This window comes from Plantibacter cousiniae (nom. nud.), from assembly GCF_977070315.1.
In genome coordinates this window covers 230008-249890 of sequence record NZ_CDRVEU010000011.1, presented here as the reverse complement: position 1 = coordinate 249890, position 19883 = coordinate 230008, and the positions used below count along the sequence as shown (strand labels likewise).

The following is a 19883-nucleotide window of genomic DNA, read 5'->3' as shown; positions in this document are numbered from 1 at the left end:
TGTGAGAGTAGGTCATCGTCAAGATTGAATTCCAGAAACCCTCTTCGCTTACGCGTTGAGGGTTTTTGTTTGTCTGGTGCCTGCAAAAACCAGCGTGAAAACACGTTTTCGTTTCTATGCATCATGCCTCAGCGTGGCTATGATGCGTGCCTTATTGCCAGGCGATTCCAAATGCTGACCTTGTTAAAGCTTCTTGCCGATGGTGCGTTTCATTCCGGACAGGTATTGGGCGATGCCCTCGGCATAAGTCGCAGTGCTGTCTGGAAGCAGCTTCAGCAGCTTGAAGCGGATCTGGGCATAGATGTCCACAAGGTGCGTGGTCGTGGTTATAGACTCGCGACGCCTATTTCTCTTCTAAGTCCTGGCGGTATCGAACAGTCAGGCTTTCCTGCCAACTGGTCTGTTCGCACTTACGATTCCATCGACTCGACCAACGCTGAGGCCGCACGCCTGATCGCTCAAGGCGTTCCTCTGCCTGTACTGGTGGTGGCCGAGCAGCAGACTTCCGGAAAAGGGCGACGTGGTCGAAAGTGGGTAAGTCCCTTTGCTGAAAACCTGTATTACAGCCTGGTCCTGCGCATCGATGGCGGGATGCGTCAGCTGGAAGGCCTCAGCTTGTTGGTGGGGCTCGCGGTGATGAATGTCCTGCGTGATATGGGCGTCCAGGGCGCAGGCCTCAAGTGGCCGAACGACGTGCTTGTTGGCAGGCAGAAGATCGCCGGCATTTTGCTCGAGCTGATTGGTGATCCCGCGGACGTTTGTCATGTGATCATCGGGATAGGGGTGAACGTAAACATGCGTTCCTCCAGCGAGGTGGATCAGCTATGGACGTCGATGAGGCTTGAGACAGGCGGCTTGGTTGATCGCAATCAGGTCGCCGCTCGTATAAGCACCCAGCTTGAGGCTCTTATGGCGGTTCATCGCACGGAGGGCTTTGCAGCATTTCATAAGGAGTGGGAGCGTGGGCACTTGTGGCAGGGGGCTGCGGTCAAGCTGCTCTCGGGGGTGGAGGTCGTGGAGGGAGTAGTGTTGGGGGTCGACTCACTTGGAGCGCTGCGGTTGGAGGTCAATGGTGTGGAAAAAAGCTTTAGTGGTGGTGAGCTGAGCCTGAGGTTGCGAGATGATTCTTGAGCTCGATTGCGGCAACAGCTTCATCAAGTGGCGCATTACCGCTAAAAGCGATGCAGCAGTGGTCAGCGGCGGTGTTGTGGACTCTGACGCAGCCTTGTTGGAGCACCTGCGTAATCTACCTGACACAACGTTCAGCGACTGCCGTCTGGTAAGTGTCCGCAGCGCCGAAGAAACGGCGCGTCTGGTTGCTGTCCTGGCTGATGCGTTCTCGGTTGCCCCCGTCTGCGCAGTGCCTGCCCGCGAGCTGGGAGGGGTGATCAATGGCTATGACGATTTCGAGCGTCTCGGCCTGGATCGCTGGCTGGCTTTTGTAGGTGCGTACCATCTTGTCAAACGTGCATGCCTGGTGATTGATCTGGGCACTGCCGTGACATCTGATTTCGTCGACGCCGGCGGCGCGCATCTTGGTGGCTTCATCTGTCCTGGGATGCCCTTGATGCGCAATCAGTTGCGCACCCATACTCGTCGCATCAGGTATGACGACACGGAGGCGGAGAGGGCGTTGGTTCGTCTGGTTCCCGGGCGTGCGACCGCAGAAGCGGTAGAGCGTGGCTGCTCGCTGATGCTTCGGGGGTTTGCAGTGACTCAGGTCGAGATAGCTCGTGGGTATTGGGGGGACGACTTTGCTATTTTTGTGACGGGCGGTGACGCTGCTCTGGTTGCGGATGTGCTGCCAGGAGCCCGAATTGTTCCTGATCTGGTCTTCGTGGGGCTGGCTCTCGCCTGCCCTTTGCGTTGAGGTCTTTATGCGTTGGTTATTTCTTCTGCTGTTGATGCTTAATGCCTTTTATTACATCTGGCATCAGCAGGAGGCTCCGCTCAGGGCCAAGGAGGTCATGCCCTTGTCGTTGCACCGTGCTTCTCAGCAGGATATCCGTCTGCTCAGCGAATCGGATGCTGGCCGGGCGTCCCACGATCCTGACACTAAATGTCTGTACGTTGGTGGCTTTGCCAGGCAAGAGGACGCGCGCCTGGTAGAGCAGCGATTGAACAGCCTGGATATCCAGTCTCAATATCAGTCAGTGCAAACGAGCGGGGCGACCGCCTACTGGCTGAAAATTGCGCCGGAAAGTCGACGCCTTGTCGAAGCAGGCTTGATCAGCCAGCTGAGTCAGGATTTCCCGCAATTAAAAAATCAAATAATGTCGTGCGAGGGCATTGCAACTGCTGATTAGTTTACATAGAATGGCGGCCGCTTCGCAGTGAGGTGAAAGTCTCACGAACGAAGTGGTAGTAGTTAACGCATGTAACCTCAGGTTTTTACTGAGAAAAAGGTTGACAGAAGGGTAGCATGAGTTGAGAATGCTGCCTCGCTTAGGAGGGGTTCCCGAGCGGCCAAAGGGATCAGACTGTAAATCTGACGTCTACGACTTCGAAGGTTCGAATCCTTCCCCCTCCACCAGATTTAGCGCGAGCTGCAAGTTGTGCGGGTATAGTTTAGTGGTAGAACCTCAGCCTTCCAAGCTGATGATGCGGGTTCGATTCCCGCTACCCGCTCCAGGCTTGTGGTTCATGCACAGTGTTTTGCTCTTGTAGCTCAGTTGGTAGAGCACACCCTTGGTAAGGGTGAGGTCAGCGGTTCAAATCCGCTCAAGAGCTCCATTGATAAAGGCAGATATGAAAATATCTGCCTTTGTTTTAGGCGGTTCCGCGCTGCGTGCGCCGTCTAAAGCTTGTTCGGAGGGCGTCGCCTGTTTGGTGCTCTCCGAATAAGGTGTTGAAAAACTCTTGTCAGGTCCGCATAATGGTCGGCCTGATTTTGCTTTTAGGTCAGTAGCTCAATTGGCAGAGCGACGGTCTCCAAAACCGTAGGTTGGGGGTTCGATTCCCTCCTGACCTGCCAGATTCCCTAGATGTAATCTGGCTTTCTTTTCACAGGATCTCCGTAGATGAATCCCAAGGCTGAAGCATCAGACTCTCGCTTTGATATGCTGAAGTGGCTCCTGGTAGTCGTTTTGGTTGTCGTGGGTGTTGTCGGTAATCAGTATTATTCTGCTGAGCCGATCCTGTATCGCGTTCTCGCTCTCCTTGTGATTGCCGCAGCCGCTGCATTTGTAGCGCTGCAGACAGGCAAAGGTAAGGCTTTCTTCGTTTTGGCGAAAGAGGCCCGTGCCGAGATCCGTAAAGTCGTATGGCCTACTCGCCAAGAAACCACTCAAACCACGTTGATCGTTGTGGCTGTTGTGCTGGTTATGGCGTTGCTGTTGTGGGGGCTCGATTCCCTGCTCGGCTGGCTTGTTTCCTTGATAGTTGGCTAAGGGTGTCCCGTGGCTAAGCGTTGGTACGTAGTGCATGCTTACTCGGGTTACGAGAAGCATGTCATGCGCTCGTTGATCGAGCGTGTGAAGCTGGCAGGCATGGAAGATGGCTTCGGCGAAATTCTGGTTCCCACTGAAGAAGTGGTTGAAATGCGTAATGGCCAGAAGCGCAAAAGCGAACGCAAGTTCTTCCCAGGTTATGTGCTTGTTCAGATGGACATGAATGAGGGTACTTGGCACTTGGTCAAGGACACCCCGCGTGTCATGGGCTTCATCGGCGGTACCGCTGACAAGCCTGCTCCCATCACTGATAAAGAGGCAGAAGCGATTCTGCGTCGTGTCGCTGACGGTAGCGACAAGCCGAAGCCGAAAACGCTGTTCGAGCCAGGTGAAGTTGTTCGTGTCACCGACGGTCCGTTCGCTGATTTCAATGGCACGGTCGAAGAAGTTAACTACGAAAAGAGCCGGATTCAAGTGGCGGTGCTCATTTTCGGACGCTCTACTCCGGTAGAGCTGGAGTTCAGTCAGGTCGAAAAGGCATAACTGAGCTGGAATCCCATACCCCGCAGCCCAAGGCTGTGGGGTTTTTTCGTCACTGGGATATACGCGTAAGTAACCGGGGAGCCTTTGTTGGCGCTTGAACCCGTAATTGGAGTGCCTCATGGCCAAGAAGATAACCGCATACATCAAGCTGCAAGTGAAAGCCGCTCAGGCTAACCCAAGCCCGCCAGTTGGTCCTGCTCTGGGTCAGCACGGTGTGAACATCATGGAATTCTGCAAAGCGTTCAACGCCCGTACTCAGGGTATTGAGCCAGGCTTGCCGACTCCAGTGATCATCACTGTATACAGCGACCGTAGCTTCACTTTCGAAACAAAAAGTACCCCTGCATCGGTTCTGCTGAAGAAAGCTGCAGGCTTGACCAGCGGCTCGGCTCGCCCGAACACCGTTAAAGTTGGCACCGTGACTCGTGCTCAGCTGGAAGATATCGCTAAAGCAAAAAATGCGGATCTGACTGCAGCTGACATGGAAGCGGCCGTGCGTACCATCGCCGGTTCCGCTCGTAGCATGGGCCTTAACGTGGAGGGTGTGTAATGGCTAAGCTGACCAAGCGTCAAAAGGCAATCGCCAGCAAGATCGAAGCTGGTAAATCCTACAACTTCGTAGACGCTGCTGCTCTGCTGACCGAGCTGTCGACTGTCAAGTTCAGCGAGTCTGTAGACGTTGCTGTTAACCTGGGTGTCGATCCTCGTAAATCCGACCAGGTTGTACGTAGCGCTACTGTACTGCCGCACGGTACCGGTAAGACTGTACGCGTTGCAGTTTTCACCCAGGGTCCTGCTGCTGAAGCTGCTCTGGCTGCCGGTGCTGACCGCGTTGGTATGGACGATCTGGCCGCTGAAATGAAAGCTGGCGATCTGAACTATGACGTCGTTATCGCTTCCCCTGACGCAATGCGCGTTGTGGGTCAGCTGGGTCAGGTTCTCGGTCCTCGCGGTCTGATGCCAAACCCGAAAGTCGGCACTGTTACTCCTGACGTTGCTAACGCCGTCAAGAACGCCAAGGCTGGTCAGGTTCGTTATCGTACCGACAAAAACGGCATCATCCATACTTCCGTTGGCAAGGTCGGTTTCGACGCTGTCAAGCTGAAGGAAAACGTTGAAGCCCTGATCGCTGATCTGAAGCGTATCAAGCCTGCTTCTTCGAAAGGTATTTACGTCAAGCGCATCACCCTGAGCACCACTATGGGCCCAGGCCTGGTCATCGACCAGGGTTCGTTGGAAGCGTAAGACAAAATGGTACGGTGATTGATGCCGTACCATTTGAAAGATTGGGGTCCCTGCCTGGCGGGGGCTATCCAAGACCGTAGGCGACGCAAGTCTTAAACCACAAGCCTACGCAGATGGTGCTCCCGGTTCCTTACCGAATCAGACACCAAAACGACATCTGGCTTCGGTCGGATGAAACGGTAACAAGCAGGAGTTAAACCCGTGGCAATTAAACTCGAAGACAAGAAGGCCATCGTCGCTGAAGTCAACGAGGCTGCCAAAGCTGGTCTGTCCGCTGTCGTGGCTGATGCCCGTGGCGTGACGGTTGGCGCAATGACCGGACTCCGTAAAGAGGCTCGTGAAGCTGGCGTTTACGTACGTGTTGTACGTAACACCCTGCTCAAGCGCGCTGTTGCTGACACTGAATTCAGTGTCCTCAACGACGTGTTCACTGGCCCGACCTTGATCGCGTTCTCCAATGAACATCCTGGCGCTGCTGCCCGTTTGTTCAAGGAATTCGCTAAAGGTCAGGACAAGTTCGAGATCAAGGCAGCTGCGTTCGAGGGCAAGTTCCTCGCAGCTAATCAGATCGATGTACTGGCAAGCCTGCCGACCCGTGACGAAGCAATTTCTCAGCTGATGAGCGTGATTCAAGGCGCTACCAGCAAGTTGGCTCGTACTCTGGCGGCTGTTCGCGACCAAAAAGAAGCAGCTGCAGCCTAAGGCTGAGTCAGATCTTTTCGCGTATTTTTGTTTATTTTGATGGTCGCGTAGGCCGTCCCCCAATTCAGGAAATTGAGTCATGTCCATCTCTCAAGACGATATCCTTAACGCCGTAGCTGAAATGTCCGTTCTGCAGGTTGTAGAGCTGATCAAGGCTTTCGAAGAGAAGTTCGGCGTTACTGCTGCTGCTGGCTCTGCTGGTCCTGCTGCTGCAGCTGCTGTTGTTGAAGAACAAACTGAATTCAACGTCATGCTGCTGGAAGCTGGCGAGAAGAAAGTAAACGTGATCAAGGCAGTTCGTGAACTGACCGGTCTGGGCCTGAAAGAAGCCAAGGCTGTAGTTGACGGCGCTCCTGCCCAGGTTCTGGAAGCAGTGTCGAAAGACGCAGCTGACAAAGCAAAAGCTACCCTGGAAGAAGCAGGCGCTAAAGTCGAGCTGAAATAAGCATCGACTTTGAGTGTCCAGCCCACGCGTTTAGCGAAAGGCTGATGGCTGGTGGCTTTTGCCACCGGCCTTTTTCCGTTATAGACGATTGGCGCTGTCAACGTCTGTAACGTGTGGCATCCACCGATGGCGGTGGCGCAAACCAAGGGGTTTGCAAGATTTTCTGGCTGCTTCCGTCGGGAGGGAGCCAAACAAGCAGGTGACCAAGCTGGGGAACGCTGATGGCTTACTCATATACTGAGAAAAAACGTATCCGCAAGGACTTTAGCAAGTTGCCGGACGTAATGGATGTGCCGTATCTCTTGGCCATCCAGCTGGATTCGTATCGCGAATTCCTGCAGGCGGGAGCGACCAAAGATCAGTTCCGCGACGTCGGTCTGCATGCAGCCTTCAAATCCGTTTTCCCGATCATCAGCTACTCCGGCAATGCTGCGCTGGAGTATGTAGGTTATCGCTTGGGCGAACCGGCATTTGATGTCAAGGAATGCGTGCTGCGCGGTGTGACTTACGCAGTACCTCTGCGAGTCAAGGTCCGTCTGATCATTTTCGACAAAGAATCGTCGAACAAAGCGATCAAGGACATCAAAGAGCAAGAAGTCTACATGGGTGAAATCCCCCTGATGACTGAGAACGGTACCTTTGTAATCAATGGCACCGAGCGCGTTATCGTGTCTCAGCTTCACCGTTCGCCTGGCGTATTCTTCGACCACGACCGTGGCAAGACGCACAGCTCCGGCAAGCTGCTGTACTCCGCTCGTATCATTCCTTACCGCGGTTCGTGGCTGGACTTCGAGTTCGATCCGAAAGACTGCGTATTCGTCCGTATCGACCGTCGTCGCAAGCTGCCTGCGTCCGTACTTCTGCGCGCTCTGGGTTACACCACCGAGCAAGTGCTTGATGCTTTCTACACCACCAACGTATTCCATGTGCGCGGCGAAAACCTGAGCCTGGAACTGGTGCCTCAGCGCCTGCGTGGTGAAATTGCCGTTCTGGATATCCTGGACGACAAGGGCAAGGTCATTGTCGAGCAGGGTCGTCGTATCACTGCCCGTCACATCAACCAGCTGGAAAAGGCCGGGATCAAAGAGCTGGAAGTGCCTCTGGACTACGTCCTGGGTCGCACTACAGCCAAGGTCATCGTGCATCCGGCAACCGGTGAGATCATTGCCGAGTGCAACACCGAGCTGAACACTGAAATCCTGGCCAAGATCGCCAAGGCTCAGGTTGTTCGCATCGAAACGTTGTACACCAACGACATCGACTGCGGTCCGTTCGTCTCCGACACACTGAAGATCGACTCCACCAGCAACCAACTGGAAGCGCTGGTCGAGATCTATCGAATGATGCGTCCTGGCGAGCCGCCAACCAAGGATGCCGCTGAAACACTGTTCAACAACCTGTTCTTCAGTCCTGAGCGTTACGACCTGTCTGCTGTAGGCCGGATGAAGTTCAACCGTCGTATCGGTCGTACCGAAATCGAAGGCTCGGGCGTGCTGTGCAAGGAAGACATCGTAGCGGTCCTCAAGACCCTCGTTGATATCCGTAACGGCAAAGGCATCGTCGATGACATCGACCACCTCGGTAACCGTCGCGTTCGTTGCGTTGGCGAGATGGCCGAGAACCAGTTCCGTGTAGGTCTGGTCCGTGTCGAGCGCGCTGTCAAAGAACGTCTGTCCATGGCAGAAAGCGAAGGCCTGATGCCTCAGGACCTGATCAACGCCAAACCTGTTGCGGCGGCGGTCAAAGAGTTCTTCGGTTCCAGCCAGCTGTCCCAGTTCATGGACCAGAACAACCCGCTGTCCGAGATCACGCACAAGCGTCGTGTTTCCGCGCTCGGCCCTGGCGGTCTGACGCGTGAGCGTGCCGGCTTTGAAGTTCGAGACGTTCACCCGACTCACTACGGCCGTGTGTGCCCGATCGAGACGCCTGAAGGTCCGAACATCGGTCTGATCAACTCCCTGGCGGCCTATGCCCGCACCAACCAGTACGGCTTCCTCGAGAGTCCGTACCGTGTGGTCAAGGAAGGTCTGGTCACCGAAGAGATCGTCTTCCTTTCGGCGATCGAAGAAGCGGACCACGTCATTGCTCAGGCTTCGGCCGCAATGAACGACAAGCAAGAGCTGGTCGACGAGCTGGTTGCTGTGCGTCACTTGAACGAATTCACCGTCAAGGCGCCAGCCGATGTCACCCTCATGGACGTTTCGCCCAAGCAGGTTGTCTCGGTAGCTGCATCGCTGATTCCGTTCCTCGAGCACGATGACGCCAACCGTGCGTTGATGGGTTCGAACATGCAGCGTCAGGCTGTTCCTACTCTGCGTGCCGACAAGCCGCTGGTAGGTACTGGCATGGAGCGCAACGTTGCTCGCGACTCCGGCGTTTGCGTCGTGGCTCGTCGTGGTGGTGTGATCGACTCGGTTGACGCCAGCCGTATCGTTGTCCGCGTTGCCGATGATGAAGTTGAAACAGGTGAGGCGGGTGTAGACATCTACAACCTGACCAAATACACCCGTTCGAACCAGAACACCTGCATCAACCAGCGTCCGTTGGTCAGCAAGGGTGACCGTGTTCAGCGTAGCGACATCATGGCCGACGGCCCGTCCACCGATATGGGTGAACTGGCGCTGGGTCAGAACATGCGTATCGCGTTCATGGCCTGGAACGGTTTCAACTTCGAAGACTCCATCTGTCTTTCTGAGCGTGTTGTTCAGGAAGACCGCTTCACCACGATCCACATTCAGGAACTGACCTGTGTGGCACGTGACACCAAGCTTGGGCCAGAGGAAATCACAGCTGACATCCCTAACGTGGGTGAAGCTGCTCTGAACAAGCTGGACGAAGCGGGTATCGTTTATGTAGGTGCCGAAGTCGGCGCCGGCGACATCCTGGTCGGTAAGGTCACTCCGAAAGGCGAGACCCAGCTGACTCCGGAAGAAAAACTGTTGCGCGCGATCTTCGGTGAGAAAGCCAGCGACGTTAAAGACACCTCCCTGCGTGTACCAACCGGTACCAAAGGTACTGTCATTGACGTTCAGGTCTTCACCCGTGATGGTGTCGAGCGTGATGCGCGTGCCCTGTCCATCGAGAAGTCGCAACTCGACGAGATCCGCAAGGATCTGAACGAAGAGTTCCGTATTGTCGAAGGCGCTACTTTCGAACGTCTGCGCTCTGCGCTGGTGGGTCGTGTAGCAGAAGGCGGCGCTGGCCTCAAAAAGGGCCAGGAGATCACCAACGAAGTGCTCGACGGTCTTGAGCATGGTCAGTGGTTCAAGCTGCGCATGGCTGAAGATGCTCTCAACGAGCAGCTCGAAAAGGCTCAGGCTTACATCGTTGATCGTCGTCGTCTTCTGGATGACAAGTTCGAAGACAAGAAACGCAAACTGCAGCAGGGCGACGACCTGGCTCCAGGCGTTCTGAAAATCGTCAAGGTCTACCTGGCAATCCGTCGCCGCATCCAGCCGGGCGACAAGATGGCCGGTCGTCACGGTAACAAGGGTGTGGTCTCTGTGATCATGCCGGTTGAAGACATGCCGCACGATGCCAATGGCACGCCGGTCGATATCGTCCTCAACCCGCTGGGCGTACCTTCGCGTATGAACGTTGGTCAGATTCTCGAAACCCACCTGGGCCTCGCGGCCAAAGGTCTGGGCGAGAAGATCAACCGCATGCTCGAAGAGCAGCGTAAGGTTGCTGAGCTGCGCAAGTTCCTCAACGAGATCTATAACGAAATCGGCGGTCGTCAGGAGTCTCTGGAAGACCTCTCCGACAACGAGATTCTGGACCTCGCGAAGAACCTGCGTAACGGCGTACCGATGGCTACCCCGGTTTTCGACGGTGCCAAGGAAAGCGAAATCAAGGCAATGCTCAAGCTGGCAGATATGCCGGAAAGCGGCCAGATGCAGCTGTTCGACGGTCGTACCGGCAACAAGTTTGAACGTGCTGTAACGGTTGGCTACATGTACATGCTGAAGCTGAACCACTTGGTGGACGACAAGATGCACGCGCGTTCCACTGGTTCGTACAGCCTGGTTACCCAGCAGCCGCTGGGTGGTAAGGCACAGTTCGGTGGTCAGCGTTTCGGGGAGATGGAAGTGTGGGCGCTGGAAGCATACGGCGCGGCGTACACTCTGCAGGAAATGCTCACAGTGAAGTCGGACGATGTGAACGGTCGTACCAAGATGTACAAAAACATCGTGGACGGCGATCACCGTATGGAGCCGGGCATGCCCGAGTCTTTCAACGTGTTGATCAAAGAAATCCGTTCGCTCGGTATCGATATCGATCTGGAAACCGAATAACACGTGACGCGAATCGGGGGCAGGGCGGTATTGCCTGCTCCCTGCTCCGCCAGGAGGAAAAGCCTTGAAAGACCTACTGAATTTGCTGAAAAACCAGGGTCAAGTCGAAGAGTTCGACGCAATCCGTATCGGACTTGCATCGCCTGAGATGATCCGCTCTTGGTCGTTCGGTGAAGTTAAAAAGCCGGAAACCATCAACTACCGTACGTTCAAGCCTGAGCGTGACGGTCTGTTCTGCGCCAAGATCTTTGGCCCGGTAAAAGATTACGAGTGCCTGTGCGGTAAGTACAAGCGCCTGAAGCACCGTGGTGTCATCTGCGAAAAATGCGGTGTTGAAGTAGCACTGGCCAAGGTTCGTCGCGAGCGCATGGCTCACATCGAGCTGGCTTCGCCGGTTGCTCACATCTGGTTCCTGAAATCGCTGCCGTCCCGTATCGGTTTGCTGATGGACATGACCCTGCGTGATATCGAACGTGTTCTCTACTTCGAGAGCTATGTCGTTATCGATCCAGGCATGACTACCCTTGAAAAAGGTCAGCTGCTGAACGACGAGCAGTACTTCGAAGCGCTTGAAGAGTTCGGTGACGACTTCGATGCCCGGATGGGTGCCGAGGCTGTCCGCGAGCTGCTGCACGCTATTGACCTGGAGCACGAAATTGGCCGCCTGCGCGAAGAAATTCCGCAAACCAATTCCGAAACCAAAATCAAGAAGCTGTCCAAGCGTCTGAAATTGATGGAAGCCTTCCAGGGTTCCGGCAACCTCCCTGAGTGGATGGTGCTGACCGTTCTGCCGGTTCTGCCGCCAGATCTGCGTCCTCTGGTTCCGCTTGACGGTGGCCGTTTCGCGACGTCCGACCTCAACGACCTGTATCGTCGAGTGATCAACCGTAACAACCGTCTGAAGCGCCTGCTGGATCTGTCCGCTCCCGATATCATCGTGCGCAACGAAAAGCGCATGCTGCAGGAAGCGGTCGATGCACTGCTCGACAACGGCCGTCGCGGTCGTGCGATCACAGGTTCCAACAAGCGTCCTCTGAAATCCCTGGCTGACATGATCAAGGGTAAACAGGGTCGTTTCCGTCAGAACTTGCTCGGTAAGCGTGTTGACTACTCGGGTCGTTCGGTAATTACCGTAGGTCCGACCCTGCGTCTGCATCAGTGCGGTCTGCCGAAGAAGATGGCTCTCGAGCTGTTCAAGCCGTTCATTTTCGGCAAGCTGGAAATGCGTGGCCTGGCTACGACCATCAAAGCTGCCAAGAAGATGGTCGAGCGCGAGCTGCCAGAGGTCTGGGACGTTCTCGCTGAAGTGATTCGCGAACACCCAGTGCTTCTGAACCGTGCGCCAACGCTTCACCGTCTGGGCATCCAGGCGTTTGAACCGGTACTGATCGAAGGTAAGGCTATTCAGCTGCACCCGCTGGTCTGTGCTGCGTACAACGCCGACTTCGACGGTGACCAGATGGCCGTTCACGTGCCTCTGACGCTGGAAGCTCAGCTCGAAGCCCGTGCACTGATGATGTCGACCAACAACATTCTGTCGCCAGCCAACGGTGAGCCAATCATCGTTCCTTCGCAGGACGTTGTACTGGGTCTGTACTACATGACTCGCGAAGCGATCAACGCCAAGGGCGAAGGTCGTGTATTTGCGGATCTGCAGGAAGTCGACCGCGTATTCCGCGCCGGCGAAGCGGCTCTGCACGCCAAGGTCAAGGTTCGTATCCACGAAACGGTCAACGACCGTGATGGTGGTAGCGTCAAGAACACCCGTATCGTCGACACCACTGTCGGCCGTGCGCTGCTGTTCCAGGTGGTTCCGGCCGGCCTGTCCTACGACGTCGTCAACCAGCCGATGAAGAAGAAGGCGATCTCCAAGCTGATCAACCAGTGCTATCGCGTGGTTGGCCTGAAAGAGACCGTTATCTTCGCTGACCAGTTGATGTACACCGGTTTTGCCTACTCTACCATTTCGGGTGTTTCCATCGGCGTTAACGACTTCGTTATCCCTGATGAAAAAGCTCGCATCATCGACGCGGCTACCGAAGAAGTTAAAGAGATCGAAAGTCAGTACGCCTCCGGCCTGGTAACCCAGGGCGAGAAGTACAACAAGGTAATCGACCTTTGGTCCAAGGCGAACGACGAAGTCTCGAAAGCGATGATGTCGAACCTGTCCAAAGAGCGTGTTATCGACCGTCACGGCGTCGAAGTTGATCAGGAATCCTTCAACTCGATGTACATGATGGCTGACTCCGGGGCGCGTGGTTCTGCTGCCCAGATCCGTCAGCTGGCCGGTATGCGTGGTCTGATGGCCAAGCCTGACGGCTCCATCATTGAAACGCCGATCACTGCGAACTTCCGTGAAGGTTTGAGCGTACTTCAGTACTTCATCTCTACTCACGGTGCTCGTAAGGGTCTTGCGGATACCGCACTGAAAACCGCTAACTCCGGTTATCTGACACGCCGTCTGGTAGACGTCGCTCAGGATCTGGTGGTTACCGAGGTTGACTGCGGTACCGAGCACGGTCTGCTGATGACACCGCACATTGAAGGCGGTGACGTTGTGGAGCCGCTGGGTGAGCGCGTACTGGGTCGAGTCATTGCCCGTGACGTATTCAAGCCTGGCACAGAAGATGTCATCGTGCCTGCTGGCACGCTGGTAGACGAGAAGTGGGTCGAGTTCATCGAGCTGAACAGCATCGACGAAGTCATCGTTCGTTCGCCAATCAGCTGCGAAACCCGCTACGGCATCTGCGCCAAGTGCTACGGTCGCGACCTGGCACGCGGTCATCAGGTCAACATCGGTGAAGCTGTCGGCGTAATCGCTGCACAGTCGATCGGTGAGCCGGGTACCCAGCTGACAATGCGTACGTTCCACATCGGTGGTGCGGCAAGCCGGACCTCGGCAGCCGACAGCGTTCAGGTGAAGAATGGCGGTACTGTCCGTCTGCACAATCTGAAGCACGTCGAGCGTGTTGACGGTCACCTGGTTGCGGTATCCCGCTCCGGTGAGCTGGCAATCGCAGATGACTTCGGTCGCGAGCGTGAGCGTTACAAGCTGCCATACGGTGCAGTGATTTCGGTGAAGGAAGGCGACAAGGTCGACGCTGGCTCTATCGTGGCCAAGTGGGATCCGCACACTCACCCAATCGTCACCGAGATGAAAGGTACTGTTACCTACGTAGGCATGGAAGAAGGCATCACGATCAAGCGTCAGACAGACGAATTGACCGGTATGACCAACATTGAAGTGCTCGACGCCAAAGACCGCCCGGCTGCCGGCAAGGACATCCGTCCTGCTGTGAAGATGGTCGGTCTGGATGGCAAGGATCTGCTGCTGCCTGGTACTGACGTACCGGCCCAGTACTTCCTGCCAGCCAACGCCCTTGTTGGTGTTGCTGACGGTGCGCAGATCGCGATCGGTGATGTTATCGCTCGTATTCCGCAGGAAACTTCGAAGACTCGTGACATCACCGGTGGTCTGCCGCGTGTTGCCGACCTGTTCGAAGCGCGTCGTCCGAAAGAGGCGTCGATCCTTGCAGAAGTCAGCGGTACCATCGCATTCGGTAAAGAGACCAAAGGCAAGCGCCGTCTGGTCATTACCCCGAACGACGGTAGCGATCCGTACGAGGAACTGATTCCGAAGTGGCGTCACCTGAACGTCTTCGAAGGCGAGCAAGTGAACCGCGGCGAAGTTATCTCCGACGGCCCGAGCGATCCACACGACATCCTGCGTCTGCTGGGTGTGAGTGCGCTGGCCAAGTACATCGTCAACGAGATTCAGGACGTATACCGTCTGCAAGGCGTGAAGATCAACGACAAGCACATCGAGACGATTCTGCGTCAGATGCTGCGCAAGGTTGAAATTGCCGAGTCTGGCGATTCCAGTTTCATCAAGGGCGACCAGATGGAATTGACTCACGTACTGGTAGAAAACGAGCGTTTGAGCACGGAAGACAAGTTTGTTTCCAAGTTCACTCGCGTGTTGCTGGGTATCACCAAGGCATCGCTGTCCACCGAGTCGTTCATCTCCGCGGCCTCCTTCCAGGAGACAACCCGCGTACTGACCGAAGCGGCTGTGACCGGCAAGCGCGATTACCTGCGCGGCCTGAAGGAAAACGTGGTCGTGGGTCGTCTGATCCCGGCCGGTACTGGTCTGGCTTATCACAGCGAGCGCAAGCGTCGTCGTGAAATGGACAAACCGACCCGTGTCAGCGCGAGCGAAGTAGAAGCAGCTCTGACGGAAGCGTTGAACTCCAGCGGTAATTGAGACCAGAGCCTCGGCATTTTTCACCTGGCAGACAGCACCTTTCGTGCTGCCTCGCCCGGTGAGGACGTCGGGGCTTTGTCTTGACTGGGGGCGGGATCCTCTTTAGACTCTTGTACCCCTAAATTTGGCGGGGCCTGTGCCCTGTCATTTGCTTTTCTTGTAAGACAATAGCGTCGCAAGACAACAGTGGAGCTAGTAGATGGCAACTATCAACCAGCTGGTACGTCAGCCGCGTAAGCGTATCGTCGAGAAATCCGACGTACCTGCGCTGCAGAACTGCCCGCAACGTCGCGGTGTGTGCACTCGTGTGTATACCACCACGCCGAAAAAACCTAACTCGGCATTGCGTAAAGTCTGCCGTGTGCGCCTGACCAACGGTTTCGAGGTTTCCTCGTACATCGGTGGTGAAGGTCACAACCTGCAAGAGCACAGCGTGGTACTGATCCGTGGCGGTCGTGTAAAAGACTTGCCAGGTGTTCGTTATCACACCGTTCGTGGTTCTTTGGATACTTCCGGCGTTAAAGGTCGTAACCAGGGTCGCTCGAAATACGGTACCAAGAAGCCTAAGTAGTTTTTGGCTTCTGTTTGAAATTGCAGATTTCTATTTTTCTGAGTCGATAAGAGTAAGGTCGGGCGCATCCCTCGCAGGATGGTGGTCCCGAGCTAACCTGAAGACCGTTTGAGGGCTTATCCATGCCAAGAAGACGCGTAGCAGCCAAGCGCGAAGTGCTTGACGATCCAAAATACGGCAGCCAGATTCTGGCCAAGTTCATGAACCACGTAATGGAAAGCGGCAAGAAAGCCGTTGCCGAGCGTATCGTTTATGGCGCGCTGGAAAAGGTTAAAGAACGTAAGAACAGCGACCCCCTGGAAATCTTCGAGAAAGCTCTCGACGCCATCGCTCCGCTGGTCGAAGTAAAGTCGCGCCGTGTAGGCGGTGCTACTTACCAGGTTCCTGTCGAAGTTCGTCCGTCCCGTCGTAATGCTCTGGCAATGCGTTGGCTGGTAGACTTCGCGCGCAAGCGCGGTGAGAAGTCAATGGCGCTGCGTTTGGCTGGCGAACTGCTGGACGCCGCCGAAGGTAAAGGTGCTGCGGTCAAGAAGCGTGAAGACGTGCACCGTATGGCTGAGGCCAACAAGGCTTTCTCGCACTACCGCTTCTAATTTCAGCGTCACTAATTTTGCGAGGGCTTTATGGCTCGTACTACTCCGATTGGCCGCTACCGTAACATTGGTATCGTTGCTCACGTGGATGCTGGTAAAACCACCACCACCGAGCGCGTCCTTTTTTACACCGGCAAAAGCCACAAAATGGGCGAGGTGCATGACGGCGCCGCGACCACGGACTGGATGGTTCAGGAGCAGGAGCGTGGTATTACCATTACTTCTGCTGCTATTACTGCCTTCTGGCAGGGTTCCGAGAAGCAACACAAAGACCAATACCGTTTCAACGTTATTGACACCCCGGGCCACGTTGACTTCACCATTGAAGTTGAGCGTTCCCTGCGTGTACTCGACGGCGCGGTCGTTGTGTTCTGTGGTACTTCCGGCGTAGAACCGCAGTCCGAAACCGTATGGCGTCAAGCCAACAAGTACGGTGTTCCGCGTATCGTTTACGTGAACAAGATGGACCGTGCAGGTGCGAACTTTCTGCGCGTAATCGCTCAGATCAAGCAGCGCCTGGGTCACACCCCGGTGCCGATCCAGCTGGCCATTGGCGCCGAAGACAACTTCCAGGGTCAGATCGATCTGATGTCCATGGAAGCTGTTTACTGGAACGATGCCGACAAGGGTATGGTTCCACGTCGTGAGCCTATTCCTGCTGAACTGCAGGAACTGGCTGACGAATGGCGCAGCAACATGGTCGAGGCTGCGGCCGAAGCCAGCGAAGAGCTGATGAACAAGTACCTCGAAGGTGAAGAACTCTCCAACGAGGAAATCAAGGCCGCTCTGCGTCAGCGTACTATCGCTGGCGAGATCGTTCTTGCTGTTTGCGGTTCTTCCTTCAAGAACAAGGGCGTTCCCCTGGTTCTCGACGCCGTGATCGACTACCTGCCGGCTCCGACCGACATTCCAGCTATCAAGGGTTCCGATCCTGATAACGAAGAAGTCCTGATGGAGCGTCATGCAGACGACAACGAGCCGTTCTCGGCTCTGGCGTTCAAGATCGCTACCGACCCATTCGTGGGTACCTTGACTTTCGTCCGCGTTTACTCGGGCGTGTTGGCATCCGGCGACGGCGTGATCAACTCGGTCAAGGGCAAGAAAGAGCGTGTGGGTCGTATGGTGCAGATGCACGCAAACGCCCGCGAAGAGATCAAGGAAGTACGCGCTGGTGACATCGCGGCCTTGATCGGCATGAAGGACGTCACCACTGGTGAGACCTTGTGCAACGCTGACAAGCCAATCATCCTGGTTCGCATGGACTTCCCGGAGCCGGTTATTTCGGTTGCCGTTGAGCCTAAAACCAAGGATGACCAGGAAAAAATGGGTATCGCACTGGGCAAACTTGCTCAGGAAGACCCGTCTTTCCGCGTCAAGACTGATGAAGAGACTGGTCAAACGATCATCTCTGGCATGGGCGAGCTGCACCTGGACATCCTGGTTGACCGGATGCGCCGTGAGTTCAACGTCGAAGCCAACATCGGCAAGCCTCAGGTTTCCTATCGTGAGCGCATCACGAAGAATTGTGAAATCGAAGGCAAGTTCGTTCGTCAATCCGGCGGTCGTGGCCAGTTTGGTCACTGCTGGATCCGTTTTGCACCTGCTGACGAAGGTCAGGAAGGTCTGCAATTCGTAAACGAAGTGGTAGGTGGTGTTGTTCCCAAGGAATACATCCCGGCTATCCAGAAGGGTATCGAAGAGCAGATGAAGAACGGCGTTGTTGCCGGCTATCCGCTGATCGGCCTGAAGGCTACCGTGTTTGATGGTTCCTACCATGACGTCGACTCGAACGAGATGGCGTTTAAGGTGGCTGCCTCCATGGCGACCAAGCAACTGGCCCAGAAGGGCGGTGGTGAGTTGCTTGAGCCGATCATGGCGGTAGAGGTTGTTACGCCTGAAGACTATATGGGTGACGTGATGGGCGACCTTAACCGCCGTCGCGGCATGATTCTGGGTATGGAAGATACGGTTTCCGGCAAGGTAATTCGTGCCGAGGTTCCGTTGGGTGAGATGTTCGGTTATGCGACCGACGTTCGCTCCATGTCTCAGGGTCGCGCAAGCTACTCTATGGAATTCAAAAAATACAATACAGCTCCGTCGCACATCGTCGAAACTGTAACCAAAAAACAAGGCTGATTCAGCGCCTTTAGGCTAGGAGTTATTTGTCGTGGCTAAAGAAAAATTTGATCGTTCCCTCCCGCACGTCAACGTTGGCACCATTGGTCACGTTGACCACGGTAAAACCACGCTGACCGCTGCTCTGACTCGCGTCTGCTCCGAAGTTTTCGGTTCGGCTGCTGTTGAATTCGACAAGATCGACAGCGCACCGGAAGAGAAAGCTCGTGGTATTACCATTAATACCGCGCACGTTGAATACAAATCGTTGATCCGTCACTACGCTCACGTTGACTGCCCAGGTCACGCTGACTACGTGAAGAACATGATCACCGGTGCTGCCCAGATGGACGGCGCGATTCTGGTTTGTTCGGCCGCTGATGGTCCGATGCCACAAACCCGTGAGCACATCCTGCTGTCCCGTCAGGTTGGCGTTCCGTACATCGTGGTTTTCCTGAACAAGGCTGACCTGGTAGACGACGCTGAGCTGCTGGAACTGGTTGAGATGGAAGTGCGCGATCTGCTGAGCACTTACGACTTCCCAGGCGACGACACTCCGATCATCATCGGTTCTGCTCGTATGGCTCTGGAAGGTAAAGACGACAACGAAATGGGCACCACTGCCGTTCGTAAACTGGTTGAAACACTGGACTCCTACATTCCAGAACCAGTTCGTCTGACCGACAAGCCGTTCCTGATGCCAATCGAAGACGTGTTCTCGATCTCCGGTCGCGGTACTGTTGTGACTGGTCGTATCGAGCGCGGTATCGTCAAGGTTCAGGATCCACTGGAAATCGTTGGTCTGCGTGACACTACCGTCACCACCTGCACCGGTGTTGAAATGTTCCGTAAGCTGCTCGACGAAGGTCGTGCTGGCGAGAACTGCGGCGTTCTGCTGCGTGGTACCAAGCGTGACGACGTTGAGCGTGGCCAGGTTCTGGTCAAGCCAGGCACCGTCAAGCCGCACACTCAGTTCGAAGCTGAAATCTACGTTCTGAGCAAAGAAGAAGGCGGTCGTCACACTCCGTTCTTCAAAGGCTACCGTCCACAGTTCTACTTCCGTACTACCGACGTAACTGGTAGCTGCGAACTGCCGGAAGGCGTAGAAATGGTTATGCCAGGTGATAACGTTAAAGTTTCCGTTACCCTGATCAAGCCAATCGCAATGGAAGATGGTCTGCGTTTCGCAATCCGTGAAGGCGGTCGTACCGTCGGCGCTGGCGTCGTGGCCAAAATCATCGCGTAAGCGTTGATTCCCAAAAAGAGCCCCCGCAACGCGGGGGCTTTTTTATTGGGTTGACACCTAGTGAGGTCGTCTATAGAATTGCGCCTCCTTTTAACGGGCGTATTGCGCTCGGTGGGAACAGCAATCTGGAGTCTGAATCCAATGCAAAACCAGCAAATCCGTATCAGGTTGAAGGCTTTTGACCATCGCCTGATCGACCAATCAACCCAGGAAATCGTGGAAACCGCGAAACGTACTGGTGCACAGGTGCGTGGTCCGATTCCACTGCCGACTCGTAAAGAGCGGTTCACCGTTCTGGTTTCTCCGCACGTCAACAAAGACGCGCGCGACCAGTATGAGATCCGTACTCACAAGCGTGTTCTGGACATTGTTCAGCCAACGGAAAAAACCGTTGATGCGCTTATGAAGCTTGATCTTGCGGCCGGTGTGGAAGTTCAGATCAGCCTCGGCTAAGACTTGGGTCTTAGTCGTGTAA

The 19883-nt window shown here is 55.2% G+C and carries 16 protein-coding genes and 4 tRNA genes; all 20 read left to right on the top strand.

What is annotated here, in order from left to right:
* Positions 1-171: 171 nt before the first annotated feature.
* Complete coding sequence (birA, locus tag ACW55A_RS21000; RefSeq protein ID WP_455809764.1) at positions 172-1131, top strand: bifunctional biotin--[acetyl-CoA-carboxylase] ligase/biotin operon repressor BirA; 960 nt, start codon at positions 172-174, stop codon at positions 1129-1131.
* A complete protein-coding gene (locus tag ACW55A_RS20995; protein ID WP_058397043.1) occupies positions 1121-1870 on the top strand; it encodes a pantothenate kinase in 750 nt (249 codons plus the stop codon). The genes birA and ACW55A_RS20995 overlap by 11 nt, the downstream gene beginning before the upstream one ends.
* Positions 1818-2306 carry a hypothetical protein gene (locus tag ACW55A_RS20990; protein WP_499140632.1) on the top strand — a complete coding sequence of 163 codons (489 nt, stop codon included), beginning with the start codon at positions 1818-1820 and terminating at the stop codon, positions 2304-2306. The genes ACW55A_RS20995 and ACW55A_RS20990 overlap by 53 nt, the downstream gene beginning before the upstream one ends.
* 142 nt (positions 2307-2448) lie before the next feature.
* Positions 2449-2533 (top strand) — tRNA-Tyr (locus tag ACW55A_RS20985).
* Between the two features lie 24 nt (positions 2534-2557).
* Positions 2558-2631, top strand: a tRNA-Gly gene (locus ACW55A_RS20980).
* Between the two features lie 26 nt (positions 2632-2657).
* A tRNA-Thr gene (locus ACW55A_RS20975) sits at positions 2658-2733 on the top strand.
* A 165-nt stretch (positions 2734-2898) separates the two neighbouring features.
* Positions 2899-2974: transfer RNA gene (locus ACW55A_RS20970), tRNA-Trp, on the top strand.
* Positions 2975-3020: 46 nt separating this feature from the next.
* Positions 3021-3389 carry a preprotein translocase subunit SecE gene (gene secE, locus ACW55A_RS20965; RefSeq protein WP_002555502.1) on the top strand — a complete coding sequence of 123 codons (369 nt, stop codon included), beginning with the start codon at positions 3021-3023 and terminating at the stop codon, positions 3387-3389.
* A 9-nt stretch (positions 3390-3398) separates the two neighbouring features.
* Positions 3399-3932 (top strand): transcription termination/antitermination protein NusG, encoded by a 534-nt coding sequence (gene nusG / locus ACW55A_RS20960; protein WP_002555501.1) that lies wholly within the window; start codon positions 3399-3401, stop codon positions 3930-3932.
* Between the two features lie 118 nt (positions 3933-4050).
* Positions 4051-4482 (top strand): 50S ribosomal protein L11, encoded by a 432-nt coding sequence (gene rplK, locus ACW55A_RS20955; protein WP_002555500.1) that lies wholly within the window; start codon positions 4051-4053, stop codon positions 4480-4482.
* The gene (rplA, locus tag ACW55A_RS20950) at positions 4482-5177 is read left to right on the top strand and encodes a 50S ribosomal protein L1 (protein ID WP_002555499.1); all 696 of its coding nucleotides are present in this window, start codon (positions 4482-4484) and stop codon (positions 5175-5177) included. The genes rplK and rplA overlap by 1 nt, the downstream gene beginning before the upstream one ends.
* 201 nt (positions 5178-5378) lie before the next feature.
* Positions 5379-5879, top strand: a complete 501-nt coding sequence (gene rplJ / locus ACW55A_RS20945) for a 50S ribosomal protein L10 (RefSeq protein WP_003431816.1) — start codon at positions 5379-5381, stop codon at positions 5877-5879.
* Between the two features lie 79 nt (positions 5880-5958).
* Positions 5959-6324 carry a 50S ribosomal protein L7/L12 gene (gene rplL, locus ACW55A_RS20940; protein WP_003317111.1) on the top strand — a complete coding sequence of 122 codons (366 nt, stop codon included), beginning with the start codon at positions 5959-5961 and terminating at the stop codon, positions 6322-6324.
* Positions 6325-6545: 221 nt separating this feature from the next.
* Positions 6546-10619 carry a DNA-directed RNA polymerase subunit beta gene (gene rpoB, locus ACW55A_RS20935; RefSeq protein ID WP_455809337.1) on the top strand — a complete coding sequence of 1358 codons (4074 nt, stop codon included), beginning with the start codon at positions 6546-6548 and terminating at the stop codon, positions 10617-10619.
* A gap of 148 nt (positions 10620-10767) precedes the next feature.
* Positions 10768-14883, top strand: a complete 4116-nt coding sequence (gene rpoC / locus ACW55A_RS20930) for a DNA-directed RNA polymerase subunit beta' (RefSeq protein ID WP_499140631.1) — start codon at positions 10768-10770, stop codon at positions 14881-14883.
* Between the two features lie 199 nt (positions 14884-15082).
* Positions 15083-15454 (top strand): 30S ribosomal protein S12, encoded by a 372-nt coding sequence (rpsL, locus tag ACW55A_RS20925; RefSeq protein WP_002555494.1) that lies wholly within the window; start codon positions 15083-15085, stop codon positions 15452-15454.
* Positions 15455-15576: 122 nt separating this feature from the next.
* Positions 15577-16047, top strand: a complete 471-nt coding sequence (gene rpsG, locus ACW55A_RS20920) for a 30S ribosomal protein S7 (protein ID WP_002555493.1) — start codon at positions 15577-15579, stop codon at positions 16045-16047.
* A 30-nt stretch (positions 16048-16077) separates the two neighbouring features.
* The gene (fusA, locus tag ACW55A_RS20915) at positions 16078-18183 is read left to right on the top strand and encodes an elongation factor G (protein WP_003369029.1); all 2106 of its coding nucleotides are present in this window, start codon (positions 16078-16080) and stop codon (positions 18181-18183) included.
* A 31-nt stretch (positions 18184-18214) separates the two neighbouring features.
* A complete protein-coding gene (gene tuf, locus ACW55A_RS20910; protein ID WP_003369027.1) occupies positions 18215-19408 on the top strand; it encodes an elongation factor Tu in 1194 nt (397 codons plus the stop codon).
* Positions 19409-19549: 141 nt separating this feature from the next.
* Entirely contained in the window at positions 19550-19861 is a 312-nt protein-coding gene (rpsJ, locus tag ACW55A_RS20905) for a 30S ribosomal protein S10 (protein WP_002555491.1), read from the top strand.
* The last annotated feature ends 22 nt before the right edge of the window (positions 19862-19883 follow it).